19 protein-coding genes and 1 tRNA gene are annotated in these 24,194 nt (G+C 48.9%); 5 read left to right on the forward strand and 15 right to left on the reverse strand.

Features of this window, described 5'->3' with window-relative positions:
• Positions 1 to 91: 91 nt before the first annotated feature.
• The gene (locus tag ABJT94_RS05855; RefSeq protein ID WP_348474786.1) at positions 92 to 1,387 is read right to left on the reverse strand and encodes a cyclic GMP-AMP synthase DncV-like nucleotidyltransferase; all 1,296 of its coding nucleotides are present in this window, start codon (positions 1,385 to 1,387) and stop codon (positions 92 to 94) included.
• Positions 1,365 to 2,456, reverse strand: a complete 1,092-nt coding sequence (locus ABJT94_RS05860) for an SAVED domain-containing protein (protein ID WP_348474787.1) — start codon at positions 2,454 to 2,456, stop codon at positions 1,365 to 1,367. Before ABJT94_RS05860 ends, ABJT94_RS05855 begins: the two co-directional genes overlap by 23 nt.
• A 160-nt stretch (positions 2,457 to 2,616) precedes the next feature.
• Between ABJT94_RS05860 and ABJT94_RS05865 the strand changes: the two genes are divergently transcribed.
• Complete coding sequence (locus ABJT94_RS05865) at positions 2,617 to 3,489, forward strand: WYL domain-containing protein (protein ID WP_348483266.1); 873 nt, start codon at positions 2,617 to 2,619, stop codon at positions 3,487 to 3,489.
• Positions 3,490 to 3,622: 133 nt separating this feature from the next.
• On the opposite strand, the gene ABJT94_RS05870 is transcribed toward ABJT94_RS05865, so the two are convergent.
• The 3 genes from ABJT94_RS05870 to ABJT94_RS05880 all read right to left on the reverse strand — a co-directional run bounded on the left by ABJT94_RS05870 (position 3,623) and on the right by ABJT94_RS05880 (position 6,598).
• Positions 3,623 to 4,501, reverse strand: coding sequence for a hydrolase or metal-binding protein (locus ABJT94_RS05870; protein WP_348476900.1), 879 nt, complete (start codon positions 4,499 to 4,501; stop codon positions 3,623 to 3,625).
• A 13-nt stretch (positions 4,502 to 4,514) separates the two neighbouring features.
• Complete coding sequence (locus ABJT94_RS05875) at positions 4,515 to 5,546, reverse strand: lambda-exonuclease family protein (RefSeq protein ID WP_348476901.1); 1,032 nt, start codon at positions 5,544 to 5,546, stop codon at positions 4,515 to 4,517.
• 92 nt (positions 5,547 to 5,638) lie between these two features.
• Positions 5,639 to 6,598 carry a DUF932 domain-containing protein gene (locus tag ABJT94_RS05880; RefSeq protein WP_348476902.1) on the reverse strand — a complete coding sequence of 320 codons (960 nt, stop codon included), beginning with the start codon at positions 6,596 to 6,598 and terminating at the stop codon, positions 5,639 to 5,641.
• Positions 6,599 to 7,185: 587 nt separating this feature from the next.
• Here ABJT94_RS05880 and ABJT94_RS05885 point away from each other — a divergent pair.
• Positions 7,186 to 8,181: a phospholipase D family protein gene (locus ABJT94_RS05885; protein ID WP_348476904.1), complete on the forward strand. Its 996-nt coding sequence runs from the start codon at positions 7,186 to 7,188 to the stop codon at positions 8,179 to 8,181.
• Between the two features lie 272 nt (positions 8,182 to 8,453).
• Here ABJT94_RS05885 and ABJT94_RS05890 read toward each other — a convergent pair whose 3' ends face one another.
• The 10 genes from ABJT94_RS05890 to pyrC form a co-directional block, all read right to left on the reverse strand.
• Entirely contained in the window at positions 8,454 to 9,182 is a 729-nt protein-coding gene (locus ABJT94_RS05890; protein ID WP_348476906.1) for a SprT family zinc-dependent metalloprotease, read from the reverse strand.
• Entirely contained in the window at positions 9,169 to 12,261 is a 3,093-nt protein-coding gene (locus ABJT94_RS05895; RefSeq protein WP_348476907.1) for an HsdR family type I site-specific deoxyribonuclease, read from the reverse strand. The genes ABJT94_RS05890 and ABJT94_RS05895 overlap by 14 nt, the downstream gene beginning before the upstream one ends.
• 3 nt (positions 12,262 to 12,264) lie before the next feature.
• Positions 12,265 to 13,542 carry a restriction endonuclease subunit S gene (locus ABJT94_RS05900; RefSeq protein ID WP_348476908.1) on the reverse strand — a complete coding sequence of 426 codons (1,278 nt, stop codon included), beginning with the start codon at positions 13,540 to 13,542 and terminating at the stop codon, positions 12,265 to 12,267.
• Positions 13,536 to 15,989, reverse strand: coding sequence for a class I SAM-dependent DNA methyltransferase (locus ABJT94_RS05905; RefSeq protein ID WP_348476910.1), 2,454 nt, complete (start codon positions 15,987 to 15,989; stop codon positions 13,536 to 13,538). Before ABJT94_RS05905 ends, ABJT94_RS05900 begins: the two co-directional genes overlap by 7 nt.
• On the reverse strand, positions 15,990 to 16,169 hold the full coding sequence (locus ABJT94_RS05910; protein WP_348476911.1) for a helix-turn-helix domain-containing protein: 180 nt from the start codon (positions 16,167 to 16,169) through the stop codon (positions 15,990 to 15,992).
• A 263-nt stretch (positions 16,170 to 16,432) separates the two neighbouring features.
• Complete coding sequence (locus tag ABJT94_RS05915; RefSeq protein WP_348483265.1) at positions 16,433 to 17,575, reverse strand: hypothetical protein; 1,143 nt, start codon at positions 17,573 to 17,575, stop codon at positions 16,433 to 16,435.
• Positions 17,563 to 17,994 (reverse strand): hypothetical protein, encoded by a 432-nt coding sequence (locus tag ABJT94_RS05920; protein ID WP_348483264.1) that lies wholly within the window; start codon positions 17,992 to 17,994, stop codon positions 17,563 to 17,565. The genes ABJT94_RS05915 and ABJT94_RS05920 overlap by 13 nt, the downstream gene beginning before the upstream one ends.
• A gap of 709 nt (positions 17,995 to 18,703) precedes the next feature.
• Positions 18,704 to 19,930: a tyrosine-type recombinase/integrase gene (locus tag ABJT94_RS05925; RefSeq protein ID WP_348474153.1), complete on the reverse strand. Its 1,227-nt coding sequence runs from the start codon at positions 19,928 to 19,930 to the stop codon at positions 18,704 to 18,706.
• A 165-nt stretch (positions 19,931 to 20,095) separates the two neighbouring features.
• A tRNA-Leu gene (locus tag ABJT94_RS05930) sits at positions 20,096 to 20,182 on the reverse strand.
• A 99-nt stretch (positions 20,183 to 20,281) separates the two neighbouring features.
• On the reverse strand, positions 20,282 to 21,319 hold the full coding sequence (gene pyrC / locus ABJT94_RS05935; protein WP_348474152.1) for a dihydroorotase: 1,038 nt from the start codon (positions 21,317 to 21,319) through the stop codon (positions 20,282 to 20,284).
• Positions 21,320 to 21,463: 144 nt separating this feature from the next.
• On the opposite strand from pyrC, the gene queA reads away from it, so the two are divergent.
• The 3 genes from queA to yajC all read left to right on the forward strand — a co-directional run bounded on the left by queA (position 21,464) and on the right by yajC (position 24,165).
• Positions 21,464 to 22,525 carry a tRNA preQ1(34) S-adenosylmethionine ribosyltransferase-isomerase QueA gene (gene queA, locus ABJT94_RS05940; protein ID WP_348474151.1) on the forward strand — a complete coding sequence of 354 codons (1,062 nt, stop codon included), beginning with the start codon at positions 21,464 to 21,466 and terminating at the stop codon, positions 22,523 to 22,525.
• A gap of 14 nt (positions 22,526 to 22,539) precedes the next feature.
• Positions 22,540 to 23,658, forward strand: a complete 1,119-nt coding sequence (gene tgt / locus ABJT94_RS05945; protein WP_348474155.1) for a tRNA guanosine(34) transglycosylase Tgt — start codon at positions 22,540 to 22,542, stop codon at positions 23,656 to 23,658.
• A gap of 156 nt (positions 23,659 to 23,814) precedes the next feature.
• The gene (yajC, locus tag ABJT94_RS05950) at positions 23,815 to 24,165 is read left to right on the forward strand and encodes a preprotein translocase subunit YajC (RefSeq protein WP_348474150.1); all 351 of its coding nucleotides are present in this window, start codon (positions 23,815 to 23,817) and stop codon (positions 24,163 to 24,165) included.
• Positions 24,166 to 24,194: the final 29 nt, after the last annotated feature.

Below are 24,194 nucleotides of genomic sequence, written 5' to 3' on the forward strand. Positions count from 1 at the left end.
GTTGAGTGAGTGCAAACAGATAGGTACGCCCAAACCAGAAAGTGAATGCAGGTCGTGATAAGAGACAACGGTCTTTCAGTGTTACAGTCTATTACCTTATATTGACCAAGTGCTTCGTTGATGCCTGAACCTCTCCGGACTTCAGGATCTCACAGATCATTTCATGCTGCCCTCGATAGGCAGTTCGTTCCCAGTGGGTTAAACTCTGAGATGCGGCCACATGGCCCATATCGTTTGCTGCCTCTGCCTCATCGCCAGAGTTTACAACTCGCCATTGAATGGTATATGGAGACGGGACATTCGTGCGCGCCTCAAATTTTAGGTGTACACGCTTAGGAAGAAATCTTCCGCTAAGTACATTTTTACTTAGGACAAAACCACCTTCTGACTGAGATACGTCGACAGTGAGCTGTAAATTATACCCTTGTTTGTTGCTAGCTCTCGCACTTTCGACTTGCTCCCAATAGGAGTGCTGGAACATATAGTTCCATGCCTTCCTCGCTTTTTGGTCGGTGCAGCTATCGTCAAAAAGGACATCTAATTTTGACAGCACCGAGCCTAGCCGCTTTTTTAGGTTTTTCACCTGAGTAGAGAACTTAGACTTTTGTGTTAACAGTTGGGATGAATCGGCAGGGTTGTAGACATCGCAATCCCCGTCAAGTCGTGATTTTATTTGCGTCAAGGTCTTGTGCAAGGCTATATCGTCGCGATCATTGTCCGCTTGGTAACATTCAGCTACCAATGCAGAAATGATAAATCCTCCCGGAAGGTTCCACCCTTCACGTCCCTTTGTGAAAGCCTTAATCCATCTAACAATACGGCGCATCTGTCCTGAACTAACCAGGGGAGTGCTGAAAATATTCTTTGAGGGGCTTTGCCGCTCCACTTCACGTGTAAACCAACGAGTAACCTCTTTAGGGTCCCTTTTTGTCCAACTGGCACCAGCATGCTCTAGTATCTCGTTACCAAGCCAATCTTCACGGCGCCGATAGATTGCGATGTCTACGTGATAACCTGCGGCATACCAAACGGTGACCGCATTCGTTCTTGCTTCAGGGTCCTTAGAGAATCCACTTGCTTTGCGGCTAATTGCCTCAGCAACGCGCTTACGTGCTTCTAGCGGTGTGGCTGGCAAGTCGCTTTCTTCAAATATGACGGCAATATCAATGTCGTAGTCATTATTGGTGGATTTGTTAGCAGTGTGCATGGCGATACTGCCTTGCAGCAGGTTTTTCACGAATGTAGCGTGTCCCATCTCATTCAAGCCATCGGTAAGGCGCGTCAGGTTTGTATTCCGTAGCTCGCGTAGACGTTCGATCTCATCCTTCAGGCGAACATGGTCTTGATAGAATACGTTGAGTTCGTTATGCATGTTGTATTGGGGCATGTTCGCGTCCTGTAAGTCCGGCTAAATTAAACGCAGCTGTGGCGTGGTTTGAGCTATTCATGGATAGCGACCAAGAATACCGAGGCTTAGACTTCGATGAGTAGTTATAAACAATAATCTCGGGGTCTATACGCTCGTTGATGCATCGTCCTAGGGCGAAACAGAGTGACACCGGCCCTGCATAAAAAACATGGATGCGCTGCCTATTTGGGAAGTTGTTCTTAATCTTTTCCAGCGATAGTCTAAATTCATTGCAGACTTGATCAACTTGGTGGCGGTTGACAATAAGCTGGCGCATGGGGTGGAGTGCGTTTATTTCTACCGTAGCAAGGATATAGGACAACCCCAGCTCGTTTACCTCCGATGCGTGTACTGGGTAACTAATGCCTATAGCTACGATAATGTCGCCCGAATCATCGGAGCTAGGTATCTGGTCCAGGGCACTATCGATCTCTATGGAGCCAGCAACTCCAGACAGCTGATTCCAGCGGCCGGACTCATTATTGAAATCGTACAGATCGACCCTGTACTTACTATCAGAAAGCAGGTAGCCGAGATAAAACGCCAATGGAATGTGCGGGAGTCCATAATAAGCTATCGATGAATCAGGGGATGAATCCAAGAATCCACTGAGTTGTTGGGGTACACGCTCCAGCTTCCGAATGACAGATTGATGATCAGTTAGAATTCCATGGGTATAAGAGTCACTGTGGTCAACATCAATCTCGCGATAGGGTTCAAGTCTGTGTAAGAGTGGCAGGTCTTTGCGAACATCTTCTTGAGGAAAAGCCCCTAGGGAGTTGTGGCGGATACCGATGACTTCTTTACGATTGTGCCCGGGCACCCAAATGTGATTGATGATAATCAGGGAAGCTCCGACCAAGAATATGATGAATCCAAGAATAGGCATGGACTCATACTCGGGAAGCTGACCAGCGTTGATTTTTGCTAGCAAGAGGTTGAGTAGATCAACGGTAAGTGAAGGCGAAATCAGGCAAAGCCCAAAAACAACAATTAAATAAGCAGCCCTTCCAGTGATTGGCCTTAGGAGCAGCTTAACTAACAACACGCTAACATCGTGAGGAGACTTCAATGTTGACCACCATGGTTCATGATATTTAAGACATTGTATGCTAATCAAAATGATCATGTCAATAGATTAAATTGACTAGGGCTCCCTAGGTTGTGTAGTATGGACTTAATAATGTTCACATGGTGATGATGCATACGTGGAAGAGATAACTCAGGCACAAGCAGAACGACTAGCCCATATTGATTTCAGGCTCTATTTTCTCGGTTCGGTGGGCAGGAATGACCTGGTCAGGAGGTTTGGGATCAAAGAAGCGGCTGCTACTCGGGATTTGGCTCAGTATCGTGAATCTGCACCTTCAAACCTTAAATACGACACCCAGGCGAAGCTCTATAAAGTAACTGAAGTATTTGAACCACTGTTCAGCTATCAGCCAGAACGAGTACTCGCGGCGCTTTCTAGGGGTATAGGTGACACGGTATCTGGCCAAAAACCTTTCGTTCCTTGTGAAACTCCCTCTCAACTAAGTAAACCAGCACTAGATGTGCTCTCAGTGTTAACCCGGGCCATTTATAACAAGCAGGTGGCCCAAATCGAATACCGTTCGTTGTCGAGCGGATTCACAACCCGAGAAATCATTCCATTTTCTTTGGTGGATAATGGGCTCCGTTGGCACATAAGAGCCTATGATCGTAAAAGAAGTCGTTTTACAGATTTTGTTATCACACGAATAACAAATCCCAAGCTACTGCCGAACAGTCAAGTAGGAGACCACGAGCTGTCTTCGAATGACAATCAATGGAATCGAATAGTAGAGCTTAAAATTGTTGCGCACCCCAGATTGAGCTTTAAAGAAACCATAGAAGCAGATTACGGGATGGAGAATGGCGTTTTAGAACTAAACATTCGCGCAGCTGTAGCAGGCTATTTGCTACGCCGGTGGAATGTGGATTGTACAATCAAGGGCACTCTCGAAGGGGCTGAATACCATTTGTGGTTAAAAAATAGACAGGCTCTGTATGGGGTTGAAAACCTTGTGCTAGCACCTGGCTTTCAGCAAGAGCCCTTATGAAGAACTAAGCAATCGAATGAAAATACACTGAAGTGAACTATTTCTTGAACCTGGCTACTACCTCTTCGCTTCTCAAAAAAAGTTGCTTTATAGCTAATGTAATCAGTGGCCCGATTGGGCCACTATCATTCAATCAGGACGCCTTACTCGAAGCCGCCAAGGTTTCCTTAAGTTTAGATACACTGACCGGCTTGCTCTTCACATCATCCTTGGGTAGTACGTTGAAGTATTCTTCAATGATGTCCACCAGATCCTCCTCGTCATCTTCGTAAACAGCATTGGCAAAGCCTTGCTGAGCAGAGTCGTCCAGTGCCTGCTGGTCAAACCCGATAGCCTGGCGCTGAGCCTCCAGTTCATGGGCCTCCTTTATCGCTTCACTGAGCCTCATGCCTTCTCGGGTAGTGAGGTCAGCATAGTAGATGGGCGTTCTGTAGCTCTGAGTCGTGCTCTTACCCCTGAGCTTCATGGCTAATGGCATACAAGCCAAGAGATTCCCTGAGACGGCGCTGAAGTATTGCAGGCGAGCTGCCAACGTCCGGATGCTATTAAAGCCCGTGGTTCGGAAGATGTAAGTACCTGTTTCATCATCGTCACCGATCCGAACATTCAACCGGCCATAGGGCTTGCAGAGCCCGCCCTTCCCGAACTCACACTGCATCGGCCCTGGGCAGGGCATTGACTCCATCCCCTCATTAGTCAGCCTTCGACACTGCTGACCATCACCAATACACACTGGCCGACCCGTCTTGCGGTCAAAGAAGGTGTAATCAGCTCGAAGGTTCAAAGCAGGGTCATTGAACAGCAACCGGACCGGGATGGTGCGCAGTTTTTTACCCTGCTCACGCAACTCAGCATCTACCGGGTGAATCAGCCAGCCGTCCTTACCCTGAATCTGGGTAGTGATGGTGAACTGATCGTCCTTTTGGGGCAGTCGATTGCCATTCTGCTCAACCATCCTACCAATGGATATCCGCCCGATGGTGGGCGGTGTTATTGCCAGACCTTTAATCATGACGGCCTCCTGCTTAGTGGGTGATGTCTTTCGGGTGAATCAGGAACCGGCGTGAACCCTTGCGGGTTTTCGGGTACTGCTTAAGCAGTTCCGGTTGCTTCTCCAGCAACTTGCTGGTGTTCAAGCTGGTGCTGTCCTTGCTACGCCGCCAGGTAATGTGCCCATCATCGAGCTTTGCCTTGGTAGCTTCCCCCAGTTGCATCTGCAGGGCTTGCTTGAGCATGGCCTCATAGTGGTTGAGCGTCTCCAGCTTGGAGCGTGTTTCAACCAGGCGGGTGAACTGACCGTTAGTTTCCGGATTATCACGCCAGTCGAGGGTAGAGCCATTGTCGTAGGGGTAGAGACGCTGCAGTGCTTCAGCGGCAGATTCAGAACCGTCCGGCTCCGGCGGTGTGTCGTCCAGAACGTGTTGCCAGAAGTCCCGTTCCATTACGATGATGGCGGCGATCAACTCGTCATCCCGCTCAATGCGGTGAATTTGCAGCTCCTGACCGCAGATCAACACGCACACATCCGCTGCTTGTTTGCCGGTGACGGCAAGCTGGTGCTGCATCTGACATTGCACGTAGTCCGGTACGCCGTCACGCCAGTGCTTGGCCCCGAATTCTCCAGCTGTCTTGCACTCCAGGATATGAGTGTCTTCACTGCCGACAATGGCAAAATCGAGGTTGGCCAGCATCCAGTGCTTATCTTCATCCGGGTGTTGCAGTACTGAATTCACGCGGCGCACCTTGCGTCCTGTGAGCTTGCTGTACTGCTCGGCAATAATGGGCTCCAGCACATTTCCCCAGTACATGGGGGCTCGTCGACCGAGAACGCGCTCGCACTCCCCATTGGGTGTCCGGCCAGTCTTGTTCATCCACAGCTCCAGGGCAGACTGGTAGGGGCTAAGACCCATGGCCGCTGCCGCGTCACTGCCGCCAATGCCCTGTTTACGAACCAATAGCCAGGCGTTCCGGCTCATGTTCTTGGTCGAGACCAGGCGCACGGCAGCGCGCCGGGATTGTGGTCGGTACTGACGGACTTTTGAGGTTGATGTCGTCATAGCAGTAAACTCCAGACAAAATAAAACCTGCCGGACAGCGTCTCGGCGGGCTTATGATGGTTTTTGGGTCAGTGAGCGGGTGTTGTTGGTGATCACGCGACCAGTTTCAGGGCTTGGTCCAGGGCTTTCTGCTTGGTCGATGCCCCCTTACCAAACCAGGCTGAATCCAGCCGGTAGTCCGAGTTCCTGGCCCGTTGCTCGTGGTCAACGTACTCCGTAACGGCGTTCAAGAGCCCGTAGGCGGTGTTCTTGGATGTGACTAGCTCAGCACCCATGCCCCGGCCCTCAAAGAGCTCTAGAGAACGTGAGAGCGCCCGTTCGCTGACGGTTGTGCGGTTGCCTTCGGTTACGTCGCTGTAGACAGCCACCAGAAAGGCAGTGACATCCCGTGCATTCACCTTCCGCTCACTGAGCGCCTTCAACTGATACATGTAATCGTCCCAGGCAGACACTGAGATCCCCAACTGTTGCTTGACCTGCTTGGCGTCAAAGTGGGTGTTGTGGCGCACCTTCACCGAGACGACTTTGCCGTTAAGGGCGATAGCCAGAGTGTTGTTGCAGACAACTCGAACACTCGTGAACTGCGCGGTTGTGGCCATGGAACCGTCGCACGCAGTGGCAAGCAAAACGTAGCCATCGGTTTGGTCCACGCCTCTGAGGTTGCCGGATTGCCCAGTCTTGGCCAGTGCCCAAAGCTTTCGACCACCTTTGAGCACACCCGCTGTTTCCAACTCAAACCCGGATTTTTCGGTAAGATCCCGATAGAACTCTAGAATCTCACCAGGCTGAACCACCTTATAGCGCTGGCTGACAACGGAGAGTGGCTCCTTGCTGTCGGACCGGTAGAGCACTTTGTTATCGGAGAAAGGGTGGATTTCACCCAGATACCCGCTGTTGCCAGCAATGAAGCAGACATCGGATTCCTTGATCTGCCAGTTCATGCCCGCTTGGTCAGCCCAGACCTCCAGCGGTTGATTGGGTGACAGTGAATTGCCCAGGCCATGCCAGGGCGTTTTGCCTGTGTAGGCCATGGTTTCAACTAAGTGCGCCATATTGAAATACCTCGATAAATAGGCATCGCCAGCTCAGAGGCTAAGTAAGCCCCCAAGCCAGCGATGTCATCTAGTTAGATAGTAAGTAAAGGGATAGGATTAATGCGGGTAGGTAAGTTGCTCCGACTCGGGACCCCGGAAGTGATAGTTGCAGCTCAGGCATCTGTAGTTATCAAGGATTCTGTCGTCGACTACCTTGCCCAAGGCTGAGCCTGCGGAAGCTCCGGTAACACCCCCGATTAGTCCGCCGATGACTGCACCAGAAAGCCCACCTAAAGCGCCTCCAAGCGGCCCTACGATTAATCCTATTTGTGCACCAGTGCGAGCGCCTACAGCAACAGCTGTGAAGCCACCGATGGTACCTGCTATTGTGCCGATGACTCCTGCCGACTTTCTGCCATAGTCGTTTGTGCCAATGTGCGTGGATTGGCAACGTGGACATTCCTGTGCCATTTTCATACCTCTGCAATTTCCAGTTAATATACCGACAAATGAATGCCGGATTCATAGCAGTGATATATGTTCGAGATTCTCTTGAATCGGTATGTTTTGTATTCGCATAAAGGAAAGTACACGCGAGGGACAGAATGAAATTCGTAAGTGGCAATGAGTACTCTGAGCTAGTAACTGAGTTGGTATCAATCTCAGAACATGTAGATATTGCTGTAGCATTCCTTGGAGCAGGCGCAGAATCACTATTCCAACACACAGCCAGTGGAAGGTTGATATGTAACTTAGAGAGCGGTGCTACCAATCCGTCTGTCGTGAAATATCTCCTTACCAATTCGGATATAGAAATAAGATCTCTGGCAAGTCTGCACGCTAAGGTCATTCTATCACGAGCCAGCGTTCTATGCGGGTCTGCTAATATTTCAGCAAACGGTCTTGGATTGGAGAACGCAGAGGTTGCACGTTGGTATGAAGCTGGAATTTTCTCCACCGAGCCCTCAACAGTTGACGCTACCAAGTCCTGGTTTTCTGAGATATGGGGTAAAGCTCACAATATCGAAGACGAGGATATCCTTGCAGCTGAACATCGTTGGAAACAGCGTAGATTTTCAAGACCAACTGGTACTCGATCGCGCCCCCACACGGGGCTCTTCGCACATATACTTGACCGACCTGATTTTGCGCTAGACCGTCCTTTGTATATAGCAGCGTACACTGAGTTTTCAAGCGATGAAGCAAATGAAGCGTTCGAGGTATTCAAGAAAGATAAAGGATTTTCACAAACCACGAATTTAGACTTCTATGAGGGTTGGACTGACCTGCCGAATGACGCTTATCTTATCGATATTTATTGCGGTCCGAGGGGTGGTGTTAGCTCTAAAGGGCTTTACTGGACAGGCCCTGAAAAAATAGTGAAGGAATTTAAATCAAAAGATGATGAAATTGAAGAAATAAGGATTGTTTTTAAACATAAAATTTATGATCAAATGCCAGTAAAAAGAACAGAACTAAATAATTTTGTCAAATCCATATCACCGACCATTAAGTCAATTATGACTAAAAATGATACTGAAAGAAATGAGTCTTCTATCTGTATTCCGTTATCAGACATAATGAATTCGAAAACTGAATAAACCGCGGCAAAGAGCGAAACAACTACGTCTGTCCAAAAAGTCGACTGGAAAGCAGACAAATAACAGAACTCGCCATTTCTTGGGTTCTGGTCTCGGGCTTAATAAGGTGATAGAGGTGTAAAATTAATAACAAGTGGACACTATCGATCGAGGCAAAGCGGGTACTCAAGGTGGGTTCGCCGGAAGCTTACACATAATGTTCTCAAGTGACGTCTAAATTATCCAACATCATTGAAAAGCCGTTAGTTCCCTTTCGTTATTAAACCTTTTCGTTAATATGTCCAGCTTTCAAATGCCAAAGGCTCACTCTTTAGTACATCTCTGCTTCTTCGCCAATTAGGCAAGAATTGGTCCATAAGCTGTATAAAGCGCTCGTTGTGATTACGCTCATAAAGATGAATAAGCTCGTGAACAAGGATATATTCAAGGCATTCTGGGGACTTTTTCACCAGTTCTAGATTTAGCCAGATACGTCCTGCAATAGTGTTACAGCTTCCCCACTTGGTTTTCATGCGCTTGATGCCCCAATCTGATAAGGGCTTATCTATTGCAGGTAGCCAGTTTTCCAATAGCGTGGAAACATCTTCCTTCATATTTTTGCGATACCACCGATCCATGGTTAACCGCCTGCCCTTTTCAGAAGTTCCCGGATTAACAAGCATCGTCATCTTCGCGTTATTGCGAAGCTTGACGGCATGGGCCCCTTTTCGCTCAACCACGTCAAGAATGTAGCGTCTTCCCTTGAAATAGTGACTCTCGCCGCTTACATAGTGGCGCTCGCTCTGCCTTGGCTGCTTTTTGAACTCTTCCTGCTTTCTCTTGATCCAGGGCAAGCGGGATATGACAGCCAAGCGCGCATTGTCATCTGACAGATGAACCGGAACAGAAATACGAACCACACCTCCAGGCGGATAAACGCCCAAGTGGAGGTTCTTGATGTTCTTACGAACAACCTCCACAGGAATATCCGAAACAATTATGTAGTGTCTATCGATACTCATATTGATTTTTCACCAATTCAAGAACTTCATCCAGGCGGCTATTGTCAACAAGTTCCTGACTAATCGCTCCGGCAACTTCACGCTCTTTAATGCGGGAGCCAATCCAGTCGGCTTTCTTAGTATGACGCACTGCTGTGTCGATGCGCAGTACAAGCCCTTCGTCATGTCCAAGGTTATCATAAAGTGATTTTTTGGCAGGGCTGTTAATAGATCTAGGGTATTCGTTCGGATCAATACCACCCGCATTAACCACTTGCAAAGAAAGCTTTTTGACCTTTTCCAGATACCCTTTATAATCAATTGCTTGCTGACGGCGCTCTTCAATAAGAGCATCGAGAAGCTCAGACATGCGCTCGTAATAGGCAGGGTTTACTGCCTGCTCATCAATGATGACTTTGCGCATATTGTTTTCGATGGTCTCCGCCATGTTTTCCTCATCGGCCTTCATAGAAGCAGGCATACTATCAAGTGCTGACAAGCCTTTTTTAACGATAAGATCTATGAGGCCCAGCTCCTCAAAGTCCGCAACCACTTCACTTCCTTCAGCGCGAATATAAGTATCAAGAAGATGTCGCATGGCAGGCTCATACTTCTTCATGTCAATATAATCGCCGCTTACCAGCTTTATTTCTTCTCGGACCTTATTGAAGTACGCGACCTCAGCCTTCATCACTTTTGCCTGATCTGCAGTGTACCCTGCATCTTCAAGCTCATTGGCAAGATTGGCGTAAGCCCGCACCAGTTTAGCAACCCCTTTATACAGGGATAAGCGCTTAGGCTCGTTGGCGCGCAGTTCATCGGGCTTGGCAACATCACCGCAGAAATAGTTTCGGTACTCTTTTTGACCCCTTGGTTCAAGCACCGGCTCGCACAAGGCTTTTACGCTCTCTAGGCACTCATCAAGCTTTTCCTTGCCTTTTTGCAGACGATCAGAGAGTAGGCCTGCCACGTCCTTGGCTTCATAAGCATCAAAAGCGCCATTGGTGTAATCACCAATGGCGCCCTCAAGACGGTGAAAAAGATCTTTATAGTCGATAATATAGCCGTAGTCCTTATCATCACCATCAATCCTGTTAACTCGGCAGATCGCCTGAAACAGGCCGTGATCCTTCATCTGCTTGTCGATATAAAGGTAAGTGGCGGACGGCGCATCAAAGCCGGTGAGCAGCTTATCGACCACGATGAGAAGGCGCATTTGCCCCGGTTCATCTATGAACGTCTTCTTCACTTTCTTTTCAAATTCTTCGACTTGACCCATGGCCTCGTCTTCGGACTTCTCAAAGAAGTCCGCCAGCATCTTGCGGTAAATTTCATATTGGTGAATGCGCTCGGTCAGCCCTGCCCCGCTTTCCTCTCCTTTTATGTCTGAAGGCGAAGGATGATAGCTGGTCACAATCGCGCACTTTCCGGCAAGATCAGTCTTCTGAAATAGCTCATAGACCTTGCAGGCCTGATAAATACTGGCGCAAACCAGCATGGCATTGCCGCGTCCGTCCATTAGCCTGGGCTTGGTCTCCATATCCATCAGGATATCGTTGACTATTTGCTCAAGTCTGTCCTGAGAAGACAGCACTTTTTTCATCGTGCCCCACTTCAGCTTGAGCTGGGCACGGGCCATATCCGAAAGCCCTTTAGTCTTTAACTCAAACCACTGGTCAATTTTCTTTTGAGAGCTAACATACTGGTCGATATCCCGCGCCTCGTAACGCAGGTCAAGCACAACGCCGTCATCAACCGCTTCATCAAATTTATAGGTGTGGATGAACGGTCCGAAGGTTTCAATGCTATGCTTTTTATCTTCATTCAAGAGCGGTGTGCCGGTGAAACCAACAAATATGGAATTGGGCAGAATCGACTTCATTGCCTCGTGCAGCTTCCCGGATTGTGTGCGGTGGCACTCATCGACAAAGACAAAAATATTACCTTTGGCACTGAAATCAGACGGCAGATTTTCCTGTAACTCCTCAATATAGTCTTCTGTGGCCTGCGTATCGCTATCTTCGGAATGACGTCCAAACTTGTGAATCAGGGAACAAACCAGCCAGGGGGTTGTGGCATTCAGCACGCTGATAAGGTCAGCGCCATCCTTGGTACGATAGATTTTTTCCTGAACGCCGGTGAAGACTTTTTCAATCTGATCATCAAGTTCCGTGCGGTCAGTGATAACCAATACCCGCGCATCAGCGATATTTTCACGTATCCACTTTGCAAGCCAGACCATGGTCAGACTCTTTCCGGAACCTTGCGTATGCCAGATAATACCGCCCTTGCGATTACGCATATACTCTTGCGCAGCCTTTGTTCCGAAGAACTGATTATGGCGAGACGTCTTTTTGACGCCTGAGTCAAACACAATGAAATCGTGAATAATTTCCAGGAAACGCTCTTTAGAGCACATACGGGTAAGATGGAAGTCAAGTGAATGATCAAAGTAGTTCTCTGCACCATCCTTCCACCGGTAATAGTGCTTCTCTGGGGTTTCTATCGTCCCATATCGCAGCCCTTCCGTGTCATTACCTGCCATTACAAGCTGCATAGTGGTAAAAAAATTACGGATAAAGGCTTTTTTCTGATTGTCCAGGCTCTGGCGAATTCCTTCACCAACTGATACGGAAGAGCGTTTGAGCTCAATCACACCAAGAGCGATACCATTCACGTAAAGCACAACATCAGGGCGCTTTTTGTTTTCTCCCTTAATCGAGACCTCTTCCGCGATGGCAAAATTATTGGCAAGAGGGTTATTCCAATCTATAAGCCAGACGGTCTGGTTTTGCTCTCCGGCACCTTCCTTCACCTTCACGCCATAGCGCAAGAGTGAGTAAACGTCCTTATTTGCATCATAAAGATGCCGCCCATCACCGAGCGCTGCTGCGTGTTCAAGCTCTCGCAACGCGCGCTTAATCAATGTATCATTGACGCCGCGCCCTTTAAGCCAGCCCTCCAGAAAAACTTTCTCAATATTGCTATTCAGATCATCGCGGTCGCGCCAATCACCAAGATACTCGTAACCAAGCTGATCATGAAACAGTTTCACAATTCGTTTTTGAGTTTCTCTTTCCCTTTGCCCCACATCACTCATAACTTACGTCCCGTGCATTCGTTCTTCTTTCATTTCCACAGGCACATCAACAAGACGCGTCCGTCCCGTCAATAACTCCTGCATCATGCCTTGCTTTAAAGCCTTTGTTTTTTGTAACTTAGATTCCGCACTAATAATTTCTGAATCGATATCAAAAAGTACATTTGCAATCGCGACTTGTTCATCTTTTGCTGGCAAAGGTATAAGAAAGTTCGCCAATTCTTTAGCTCCTAAATTGGGCTGCGCTGCGCCGCCAGCCCAAAGAGATATCATATTTCTTGAAATTTCAGACTTGAAGTATTCCGAAAGATAAGGTGTTGATGTCTTTTCTTTCTTTGGCCGTACAATAACTAATGAACTGGCAATAACACCAAGTCCAAAATCGTTGGAAACTACCCCAAATTTACCAAGTGATCCTCGCAAGCAGTAAACTAAATCTCCCGATCTAACTTTGCCACCGCCTAATCGTTCATACACATGCAATGGCACGTAATCCATTTCTTCAAGATCAATCACCCCCCCCGAAACGTGGCCAGCATTAATGAACGGAATGCCGTAGTCCGCATATTCATTTGCCGAAGGGTAATTTGAACTTCTATCTCCATTTTCAAAGCTACAGACATCACCAAGACTAGAAATTTCCCAGTCTTCAGGAATTTCACCAAGCTCGCTTTTCTTGTATCCTTTTTCTTTTCCAAAACCAGGCAATCGTTTCCTCCCGGTTAGAAGCTGCTGCATAGTCGCGGTTTTAATGTAGCGCTTTTTGGCGATGAGTTTTTCGAGACATATGATCAATTCATCTATATCGAACAACGCTCTAGAGATTGCTTCTTGCTCCGTTCGGTCAGGCAAAGCAATTTTCATATCCGAAATCATTTCACGCCGAACAGAGTCAACCGATGACTTAGCAGTCATCGACATTATCCGATCATAAAAATAACTGCTAAAAAAATTATAGAAATAAAACCCATCTACCTCAGGTGAGAAGTTGTGAATATTATATACACGCTGATGGTAATCAAATTTACCGTTTATATAGTGAAAAATCCTACCTGTACCCACCCCGTCCCCGGCTGTGAGTACTGCCTCACCATCAAAAGAATAAGAATTTATGGATTCAACATTTTGCGAACGTACAAAAAATGGATAAACTCCATCTTCAACGCGGTCTTGTGTATTTTTATCGCCAGTCGTGATTGAAGAAAACTCAATTACGGTCTTCACCTCCCAATCTACTGGAATCTCACCAATTTCTGTTTGCTTATAGCCTGCCTTTACCATGACAGCCCCATTTTTCTCAGGTGGTCTTCGACAAGGTTAGTATATTTAGCGACATCCTCACTGATAGACGGCAAGGTTTTAGAGTATCGCTGTTCCAACGTTTTAACTCGGTTAGCAAGGCTCTGTGTGACTCGTTCGATTTCTTTGATGACCTCTTCCTCAACACTCGCAAACCATTTTGCATTAACAACAATATCTTTAAGCTCAGCTTCGGGAATGACTGGGATTTTTCTGAAGACCAGATCACTCAATGCCTCTTTTGCGGATTTTGCCGCCGACTTGGCTTTGGATTCGGCTGTGACGAGTGCAAGGCACTCTTTGAGTACCGCAATTTCTTCATCATCGGTGCTTTCTTTCAAGCGGCTATTTATTCCTTTCTGCGTGACCTTTCCTTTATCATTTTTGGCGTCCTCAACCAGGCCGTCTTCGCCGCTGTTTTCTTCGATAAAGGTCTCCAGTTTCTGAGTGGCCTCATTATAAGCGGCTTCTAGATCGCTCAGTACTGTCTGCTGTTCCGAAAAATAGCGCTCGATCACCAGGTTCGGCCTGATAATATCACTGCGATAGCGTTTTTTGGTCTTGGAAGTACCATACTCAAAATCATGATCTTCTTTGTATACAGACTTGCCTTTCTTATCCTTCACTGGCATGAGCTGGCGTACGACATTAGCGGCTTTCCAGCCATCCTGAGACAGCATAAAGACATCGTCCTGCATGGTTTCGGACCAGTAATCCATCAGGATTTGATAGACGTTGTATTTTGAAAGTAAACGGGTTTCAGCAAAGCGGGCCAGCATATCTTCGGAAATCATGAAGATATGCTCTTTCGGACTCGCACCAACATCAATCGCCATCAGATTGTCTCGATGGACTGCCCTCCAACCTTCTAGCAACTTCAAGCATCCAGACTTAAAGCTCTCAAATTCGCTATGACCGAGAATGGTGGCCTTCACTTCGCGCTCATCGATTAACGGCTCTGAATAGCCTTTACGTGTCCCGTCTTTGAACAGAGTGCGGCGTAGGGTCGGGAACACATCCCAGTATTCCTGCAGTGCTTCAATGTCGCGGTAAGGTATGCCGCCATTCAAATGCGCGTCCAAGTCCTGGATATCTTCAGGCTCACTGGAATCAATATATCGCGGGATATTGAGGTTAAAATCATTCTTCCCAGCTATCTCCTCGTAAGGAACCAAGCGGGAATAACGATCAATGACCAGCCCCTTATTAAAAACATCAATGATCTTATGGATGTCTTGAGAACGAAGACGATTTTTATTTCCGTCTTTCATAAATCCTTTTGAGGCATCAATCATGAAGATGGGACACTCGGCCTTAGCACCGGCCTTGTCGATAACGATGATGCAGGCGGGAATGCCCGTGCCGTAAAACAGGTTAGCAGGCAGGCCGATAATACCCTGAATATAACCCTGGCGGATGATATTCCGGCGGATATCGGCTTCTGCATTACCACGGAAAAGCACGCCATGGGGTAGGATCACTGCGCCCTTACCCGTGCTTTTCAGCGATTTGATGATGTGTAGCAAGAATGCATAGTCACCGTTCTTTTCAGGAGGCTCACCATAATCAAAGCGGCCAAACCGATCTTCTGAGACGTTTATCCCGCTGCTCCATGACTTATAGGAAAAAGGCGGGTTGGCCACGGCGTAATCAAAAGTCTTGAGACTACCGTCATCTTTGAGCCAATGAGGCTCGGCAAGAGTGTCGTCCTGCCAAATATCCGCTGAGGGGCTGTCATGCAAAATCATGTTCATCTTCGCCAGGGCCGCAGTCGCGTTGTCCTTTTCCTGCCCATAGAGCGTCAAACCATTCGGTGCTTCATCATTGACCTTTAAGAGCAAAGAGCCTGACCCGCAAGTCGGGTCATAAGCGGTTTCGTCCTGTCGGGTATCCTTCTTGATCCCAAGAACGCTGGCGAGAATACGGGAAACCTCGGATGGAGTATAAAACTGCCCCTTACTCTTACCGGACTCGGTGGCAAAGTGACGCATAAGGAATTCATAGGCATCGCCCAGAAGATCATCACCATCTGCGCGATTTTTCCCCAGGCTTAAATTCTCAAAGATACCGACCAAAGAAGACAGCGTGTCCACCATGGCCTTGCCTTTGCCCAGTCGATCTTCATTGTTAAAGTCGTTGTCCGGGTTGGACAACCAGGCCATATCATTTTCAGTTGCAAGCTTGCCGATAATCGTGTTGAGCTTATCGCCAATATCAGCCTTACCCTTTTGCGCTACCATATCCGCAAAGGAGCCGCCATCCGGCACGACAATCGCGCCGAGCTTCTTACCAGCATACTTGTCAGATACATACTTGACGAAGAGCAGCGTCAAAATGTAGTTTTTGTACTGAGAAGCATCCATTCCTCCGCGTAACTCATCACAACTTGCCCAGAGAGAGGAGTAGAGTTCTGTCTTTTTAATCGCCATTTACTTCTTGCCTGCCTTTTGATCTTCGATCCATTTCTCAATATCTTCCTGTTTGAAGCGCCAGCTTCCGCCAACCTTGAAGCCGGGAAGTTTATCCTCCGCAGCAAGGCGATATGCCGTCTTGTCAGCGAGCTTTAAATACTCAGCGACCTCTTTCAAGGTCAGAATTTGATCAGCCATGTTCATACCCGGATTTATCATTACTGAGAGAATAGAGGAGTATTGGGGAATTGACAACCAGCCGCGCGACCGATAAGAAATTGGTTTCAAACCTAGAATTCACGAGAATAACGTATCTCAATACGCTATCCCGTTGCCGGCCGTTTGATTTCAGTAATCAATAAACACGATCTGGATATGCAGTTAAATCAAAAATTACTGACCAGTTTAAATAATCAAATTATTTGCTAATTTATTATAAAGCGCACATCAAATATCCACCCTTACCTTTCGACATCAATACCTGAGTTTTTAACCTTTTGATCTACAAAATAGTCGTGATAAAAACTATGTATCTCTATCTTGTCATCATAAATAATGTGCAATTGATTCCTGTAGTACTGTGTATTGTTGAAAACTCGCCAATTCACTGGTTCTCCAGGAAAGGTTTTCACCACTCCATCACTACAAACTACAACAATTGCATTTTCACACTCGATAATGGTTCCAAATGGAGCTACTCCCGCTGAAACCACTTCACCTTTCCAATCTTGCAGCTCAAGAGGGGGCAATCTCTTAAATTTTGGAGACTTATCCTTACTCTGGTAGTATTGCGCAGCTTCGATCTTACCACCAACATCCATATACACTTTATCGTGTACTCCCCACGAATAGCCTCGTGCGCCAAATATCTCCTCTGCCGAAATCACCCTATCAAAGATACGCATCTTCTTCTGAGAGCTTTTATTGACACTCTCTTTCTTAAAAGCCACAAAAAAAGAATCAGATACATGGGACGTACCACTAATATTGAAATATGACCAATTACATTCTGAACAATGATTCTTGGAGACTATTTTTGCATCTACTTTCTCGTTACCTACCCTCAATTCATATAGCCCTTCTTGTCCTGCAGCAAATGCCAGTGATGAATATTGATTTGAAGCTTTTATTGATGATGAAGGAATATCACTCAACCTTACAGTTTGATTTTTCTTACGAGTTGAGCTTGGCTTAGAATATATACCATCTCTTAACGATACATATAAATTATTATAATAAATTTCAGAGTCTGAATGGGGAAATGGAAGTCCGCTATCAAATTCTACATATTGCGTCTTGTTATATCTATTCAACGATATTTCCAGATCCTGACTTGCCAACATTGAAAAGCTATTTAATACATATGTATTAATTGCAGGATCCTTCAACATCAACTTCGCGCTTCTAGAGTATAGAATATCACTCTCAAGAAAAGCCGCATGCATTGTAACGTTGTGCTGGGGAATTTTAGCAACAATACCACCAATAACCTCATCCCAATTAACTATTATGAGTTGCCCTTCAGCACCAAAAAGATATAGCTTTCTAGAATATAATTGGGTGTCCCAGTATTCACCATTTAATGTCAAAGTTATATTTTGCATGGCTGACCTTTAAGTATCTTTCTTGCTTTCGCACGGGAGAGTATTTCATCTTGCACCCATTCAAATATCACTTCCTTATGAGGTACATCCTGAATATTCGACTGGTAATCCGCAGGGTAACCATGCCATAGCCCATGGGCCACATCGCAAACAAACTTCGCAATGAATACTTCTGCCCTATTCCTCGGAAGCGTCCCTAAATACGAAATACTTCCATACTCATTAAAATACAGCCCCCACCCAGTTTGATTCTCATTCCATTCTTGTTGATCCATAGTCTGAAATGACTCAAGTTCAGATGGAATATCAATTGTCCATTGGGATTTATTTGGATTGCTATTTCTATGCTGAGGATTCGGACAGTACTCAATTTGTCCAAAACACTGTGTTTGGATAGGGTATCGTTGCAATTGTGTCATTCATACTTCCTTTATCCAAATGACTAAATAAAGCTAAATGGGTATCATATATGCCCACTCATAACGCGAAACATGATTAAGGTCAAGGCATGACCTTAAATAGGTGTCCTAGGTGACCGCTTTAGAGGAAGGCACCGTTCTTTGCAACAACTTTAGATCTCTGCAGTTTCTGCAAGGTCACAGCATTTGGGAGTCTCCTTTCTCTCATCAGAGCTTTACGTAGTGAATCGCTGCTCGGTTTGACTCGCTTAATCAAACAAGAGTTAACTGTTTATTATATTGTCTTTCAACTTGATCAGTGGATAGAGCTATACTTTTTGCCTATGGCTCTCGCGGTGTAGTTAGTAATTTCGTTGGAAGGTATCTCAAAGAAAAGGTATCGTCTCGAAGGAAATACATTTAAAAGTGAATATGTAAATTAAAGTGAGGTCAGAGCCATGCATTGCTTGAAGTGATAAATATTCTAATGACATAACGACTCCTCAAACCCCAGTAATGCTCAATACCGCAGACGATTTGCACTAAATATCCACCATCCATGCTAGTGGATATTTAGAAACGCTGCCAAGCATTAGGGCATCACTATAATCAATAGAGACATACGATTAGATTCCTGGTCATTAAGTGACTATTACCTTTAAAAGCAAACGCGTGAATGACAGGAATGAGCGGCTAGTAAGTCATTTTTCTAAATATTAATGATCATCAATTAAGTAAATGGCACGAGGCCTCTCTTAACTTTCAATATTTCCATGTAATCAGCCCACTTTTGCATCATATCCTTTCTTTCATCAAGATATTGCGCGTGATGGGTATATGCTGCACGAACACCATTGCGCTCCATATGTGAGAGCTGGCGCTCAATGGCATCAGGATTGAAGCCTGCTTCATTAAGAGCCGATGACGCTGTAGCCCTGAAACCATGGGGCGTTGCCTTGGATTTACCTGGTACTTTGCCGTCATAGCCCAGCACCCGCAGTGCCTTGCCTAGGGTATTCTCAGACATAGTCTTAGCCCGTTCACGTTCAGACGGGAACACAAGTTTATACTGCCCAGAGATCGGCTTTAGCTGTTCGAGAACGGCCATCGCCTGGTGTGATAGAGGCACGATATGTTCTGTCCCCATTTTCATTCTCTCACCGGGAATTCGCCATAGGCGGGTCTCTAGATCAAATTCTTCCCACTCAGCACCCCTTAACTCCCCTGGTCTTACGAATGTAAGCACCAGCAACTCCAGGGCATATTTGGTCAGCTTTCTGCCATGACGAGGATACTCATCGAGCTCGTTAAGGAACCTAGGCATTTCCTTGAGTGGCATGGAGGGCCTGTGGCTGCGTTTCCTGGCCTTAAGCACACCACTAAGCTCTGAGGCCGGGTTAACCTGTAAAATGCCTACCTGGACTGCATAGCGGCATACGCGGCGTACGTCCTGGAGTACCCGTTCAGATACATCCAGGGCGTTACGCTCTTCCACTTTGCGGATGGTGGCAATGATCTGGTCCGGGTTTACCTCTGAAATCGGCATACTGCCAATCTTCGAAAGCACATTGTCGTCAAGTCGCTTCCAGATTCTGGCGGCGTGGTGCTCTGTCCAGGTGCCTTTCTGATGGTGCCACCACTCGCGGGCTACTCGCTCCAGGGTGTTTTCGTTAGCCTGGCCAATGCCCAGCTTGGCCTGAATGCGCTCCTGCGAGGGATCAATGCCGGTGGCGATCTTCCGTTTGGCTTCTAGCACTTGCAGCCTGGCCTGTTTCAGCGTCACTTTAGGGTAAACACCCACGGCCAGTGTTTTTTGCTTACCGGCGAAACGGTACTTCAAGCGCCAGTATTTAGCCCCATTGGGCTTGATCAGCAATCTCAGGCCATGCTCGTCACTGACCCACTGATCTTTATCAGCAGGCTTGAAAGCTTTGATTTGCTTGTCTGTCAGGGGCATCTGGTGCTACCAACCCATTATCGAACCGAGGATAGCACCAACTGTAGCACCACTATTGAGGGGAAGTGAATAGATCTCTGTGGATCATTGTGGACAGTGTAGATACAAAAAAACCCCGTATGACGGGGCTTTAAGGACGTCTACGGAACTCCGTAGACGTTGATTTGGTACCAGAGGCCGGACTCGAACCGGCACAGTGTTGCCACCGGGGGATTTTGAATCCCCTGCGTCTACCAATTTCGCCACTCTGGCTGAGTGGGAGGCATTCTAGCGAAAATTCCTTTCGCGTCAATGGTTTGAGGCGATGTTTCTGCGCTATTCACCCGTCTCTACCGCTTTCCGAGTTGGTATTCAGGCTGGGCGCAGGCGCCAGTTGATGGTTTCGCCAGCGTAAAACGGCACAATGGCTTCGCCATGTCCCAGGGTAATTCGCTCCGGCACCGTCCAACTTTCACGAACCAGGCGCACCGTGCCTTCGTTGCGCGGCAGGCCATAAAAGTCGGGCCCGTGCTCGCTGGCGAAGCCTTCCAGACGCTCCAGTACGCCCATTTCCTCAAACACCTGAGCATAGAGCTCCAGGGCCGACCAGGCGCTGTAGCAGCCGGCACAGCCACAGGCCGATTCTTTCCTGTGCTGTTCGTGCGGGGCCGAGTCGGTTCCCAAAAAGAACTTGGGCGAACCGCTGGCAACGGCGGCGCGCAGGGCCTCCTGGTGACTGCGACGCTTCAGCACCGGCAGACAATAGTTGTGGGGCCGTATGCCGCCGACCAGCAGATCGTTGCGATTCAGCAACAAATGCTGGGGCGTGACGGTGGCTGCCACGGTATCCGGACCCTGGCTGACAAACTCAGCCGCGTCAGCAGTAGTGATGTGCTCGAACACCACTTTCAATGAGGGGTGGCGCTCTACGATGCCGGCCAGGTGCTGGTCGATAAAGGCCTTTTCCCGGTCGAAGATGTCGATATCCGGGTGGGTTACTTCGCCGTGCACCAGCAACAGCAGGCCCTGCTCCGCCAGGGCTTCAAACACCGGGTCGAGGCGGCTGAGCGCGCTAACCGCGGCACTGGAATTGGTGGTGGCCCCGGCCGGGTACAGTTTCGCGGCAACCACACCAGCGGCCCTGGCGGCCCGAATGTCGTCAGCACTGGTGGTGTCGGTTAGATACAGCGTCATCAGTGGTTCAAAACGGTTACCGGCGGGCCGTGCGGCCAGAATGCGCTCTCTGTAGGCTAGCGCCTGTTCGGCCGTGGTGACCGGCGGGGTGAGGTTCGGCATGACAATAGCCCGCTGAAAACACCGGGCAGTAGCCGGAACGGTTTCAATCAGCATGTCGCCGTCGCGAAAATGCAGGTGCCAGTCGTCGGGCGTGCGCAGTAATAAGTCGTTCATGCTGAATCCTGAGCCTGGAAATGCGGAGGCCATAGTCTAACAGGCTAACATCCCGTCTTACACAACCGACGCCGACCATAGAGCCCGACCGCCCTTTCAGCTAGAATAGCGGCCCTTTTATCAACAGGTGCCCCGCATCCGGCCATGAACGTCAGCGATTTCGATTTTACCCTGCCAGATGACTTAATTGCCCGCTACCCGGCCGAACAGCGCACGGGCAGCCGGTTGCTGCAACTCGATGGCCCCACAGGCCAGGTCTCCCACCGCCAGTTCCCGGACATTCTCGGGCTGATCGAACCCGGTGACCTGCTGGTATTCAACAACACCCGGGTCATACCGGCCCGGCTGTTTGGCCAGAAAGACAGCGGCGGCAAGGTTGAAGTGCTGATCGAGCGCATGACCGGTGACAGCTCGGCGCTGGCACACGTGCGGGCGAACAAAAGCTGTAAGCCTGGCACCCGGCTGACCATGGAAGGCGACATCGAACTGGAGGTCACCGGCCGCGAGGAAAACCTGTTCAGGGTACGCTGCCAGAACCCCGAGCCCCTGGTGGACTTGCTTGAATTGCACGGTCACATGCCCCTTCCGCCCTACCTGGAACGCGAAGATGCCGAGAGCGACCGCGAGCGTTACCAGACCGTTTACGCTGAGCGCAAGGGTGCGGTGGCAGCCCCGACCGCTGGCCTGCACTTCGATGCGGCCCTGCTGGATGCCTTGCATACAAAGGGCGTGCAGACCGCCTTCGTCACCTTGCATGTGGGCGCGGGTACCTTCCAGCCGGTTAAAGCCGAGCGCATAGAAGACCACGTCATGCACGCCGAATGGATCGAAGTACCGCCCGACGTCGTAGAGGCGGCCGCGGCCACCAAATCACGGGGTAACCGGGTGATCGCCGTCGGTACCACCAGCGTGCGCTCGCTGGAAACCGCCGCCCGGTCTGGCACCCTGCAACCCTTTACCGGCGACACCAATATCTTCATTTACCCGGGGTACGACTTCCGGGTGGTCGATGCCATGATCACCAACTTTCACCTGCCGCAGTCGACCCTGATCATGCTGATCAGCGCCTTTGCCGGTAAAGAGGCGGTACTGGCGGCTTATCAGGCCGCCATCGATGAACGCTACCGCTTCTTCAGTTATGGCGATGCCATGTTCATTACCCGCAAACCCCTGTCTGCACCCACCAACCAAGAGACCGACGCATGAGCCGCACCTGTTTTATGACATTCGACCTTGCCAAAACCGACGGTAAAGCACGGCGCGGCACCCTGACCTTTCCCCGGGGCGAGGTGCAAACCCCCGCTTTCATGCCGGTTGGTACCTACGGCACCGTGAAAGGCATGACGCCCCAGCAGGTAGAAGAAACCGGCGCGCACATCATTCTGGGCAACACCTTCCATTTAATGCTGCGCCCTGGCACCCAGGTCATTGAAGAACACGGGGATTTGCACGACTTTACCGGCTGGAAAAAGCCGATGCTGACCGACTCCGGCGGCTTTCAGGTATTTTCACTGGGCAAGATGCGCAAGATCACTGAAGCAGGCGTTACTTTCCGATCGCCAGTCGATGGTGCCAAGGTCGAGCTGACACCGGAACGCAGCATGGAGGTTCAGCGCGCCCTGGGGTCTGACGTAGTAATGATTTTTGACGAATGCACTCCGCACCCGGCCACCCATGCCGAAGCCAAAAAATCGATGGAACTTAGCCTGCGCTGGGCAAAGCGCTCCAAACAGGCCCATGGCGACAGCCCATCGGCGCTGTTTGGCATTATTCAGGGCGGTATGTTCGAAGATCTGCGTGATGTCAGCCTCCGTGGGCTGACGGAGATCGATTTCGACGGCTATGCCATTGGCGGCCTCAGCGTTGGCGAATCCAAAGAAGACATGATGCGCATTCTGGAGCACGTCACCCCATCAATGCCGGAACACAAGCCGCGCTATTTAATGGGTGTTGGTACGCCGGAAGACCTGGTGGAAGGCGTGCGCCGGGGCGTCGATATGTTCGACTGCGTGATGCCGACCCGCAATGGCCGTAATGGTCACCTGTTCACCACCGATGGGGTCATCAAGATCCGCAACGCCCGGCACCGGCACGATACCAGCCCGCTGGATGCCGACTGCGATTGCTACACCTGTCTGAATTTCAGCCGGGGGTACCTGCACCATCTCGACAAGTGCGGCGAGATGCTGGGTGCGCAGCTCAATACCCTGCACAACCTGCGCTATTACCAGCGGCTAATGGCTGGTTTGCGTGCGGCCATTGAAGCGGGTAAATTGTCGGCCTTTGTGGATGACTTCTACCAGCGCCGTGGCCTGGAAACACCGGCACTGGCAGACTGAATGACCCGGTGCGTTTGATGGGAATGGCACTGCACAGGCCTTGTGGCCGTCTCAGGTGCCCCCATAACGTCACTCAGAACTGAATCTGGCTATCCGAAGGCGCCTTTGGTCATTCGAATACCGTTACAACACTTATAAACCATTTGGAGTATTACCATGAAAAAACTGTCCGCCGCTCTGCTGGCCATGACCCCGGCACTTTCACTGGCGGCCCCGGCGGCTGGTCAGCCCAGCCCCTGGCAATTGCCGATCATGCTCGGCATCTTCTTCCTGATTTTCTGGTTGATGGTATGGCGCCCGCAAAGCAAGCGCGCCAAAGAGCATAAAAACCTGATCTCCTCACTGAGCAAGGGCGACGAAGTCGTAACGGCAGCTGGCATTACCGGCAAGGTCACCAAGGTAACTGACGACTACATCACGGTCGAAGTCGCCAACAATGTTGAACTGACCTTCCAGAAAACGGCTATTTCAGCAACCCTGCCCAAGGGAACGCTGAAAGCGATCTGATCGACCCATCGTCAGGTTGCGTCCCGGAC

It is taken from the genome of Saccharospirillum sp. (assembly GCF_039982735.1).
In the GTDB taxonomy this organism is placed as follows: Bacteria; Pseudomonadota; Gammaproteobacteria; order Pseudomonadales; family Natronospirillaceae; genus Saccharospirillum.

Excerpts from the sequence above, each read along its gene's own strand:
- ABJT94_RS05895 (WP_348476907.1), bottom strand. The coding sequence starts at position 12,261 with ATGAGTGATGTGGGGCAAAGGGAAAGAGAAACTCAAAAACGAATTGTG.
- ABJT94_RS05910 (WP_348476911.1), bottom strand. The coding sequence starts at position 16,169 with ATGGCTGATCAAATTCTGACCTTGAAAGAGGTCGCTGAGTATTTAAAG.
- queA (WP_348474151.1), top strand. The coding sequence starts at position 21,464 with ATGAACGTCAGCGATTTCGATTTTACCCTGCCAGATGACTTAATTGCC.
- ABJT94_RS05925 (WP_348474153.1), bottom strand. The coding sequence starts at position 19,930 with ATGCCCCTGACAGACAAGCAAATCAAAGCTTTCAAGCCTGCTGATAAA.
- ABJT94_RS05880 (WP_348476902.1), bottom strand. The coding sequence starts at position 6,598 with ATGGCGCACTTAGTTGAAACCATGGCCTACACAGGCAAAACGCCCTGG.
- ABJT94_RS05855 (WP_348474786.1), bottom strand. The coding sequence starts at position 1,387 with ATGCCCCAATACAACATGCATAACGAACTCAACGTATTCTATCAAGAC.
- ABJT94_RS05905 (WP_348476910.1), bottom strand. The coding sequence starts at position 15,989 with ATGGCGATTAAAAAGACAGAACTCTACTCCTCTCTCTGGGCAAGTTGT.
- pyrC (WP_348474152.1), bottom strand. The coding sequence starts at position 21,319 with ATGAACGACTTATTACTGCGCACGCCCGACGACTGGCACCTGCATTTT.
- ABJT94_RS05915 (WP_348483265.1), bottom strand. The coding sequence starts at position 17,575 with ATGCAAAATATAACTTTGACATTAAATGGTGAATACTGGGACACCCAA.
- tgt (WP_348474155.1), top strand. The coding sequence starts at position 22,540 with ATGACATTCGACCTTGCCAAAACCGACGGTAAAGCACGGCGCGGCACC.
- ABJT94_RS05885 (WP_348476904.1), top strand. The coding sequence starts at position 7,186 with ATGAAATTCGTAAGTGGCAATGAGTACTCTGAGCTAGTAACTGAGTTG.
- yajC (WP_348474150.1), top strand. The coding sequence starts at position 23,815 with ATGAAAAAACTGTCCGCCGCTCTGCTGGCCATGACCCCGGCACTTTCA.
- ABJT94_RS05870 (WP_348476900.1), bottom strand. The coding sequence starts at position 4,501 with ATGATTAAAGGTCTGGCAATAACACCGCCCACCATCGGGCGGATATCC.
- ABJT94_RS05875 (WP_348476901.1), bottom strand. The coding sequence starts at position 5,546 with ATGACGACATCAACCTCAAAAGTCCGTCAGTACCGACCACAATCCCGG.
- ABJT94_RS05920 (WP_348483264.1), bottom strand. The coding sequence starts at position 17,994 with ATGACACAATTGCAACGATACCCTATCCAAACACAGTGTTTTGGACAA.
- ABJT94_RS05890 (WP_348476906.1), bottom strand. The coding sequence starts at position 9,182 with ATGAGTATCGATAGACACTACATAATTGTTTCGGATATTCCTGTGGAG.
- ABJT94_RS05900 (WP_348476908.1), bottom strand. The coding sequence starts at position 13,542 with ATGGTAAAGGCAGGCTATAAGCAAACAGAAATTGGTGAGATTCCAGTA.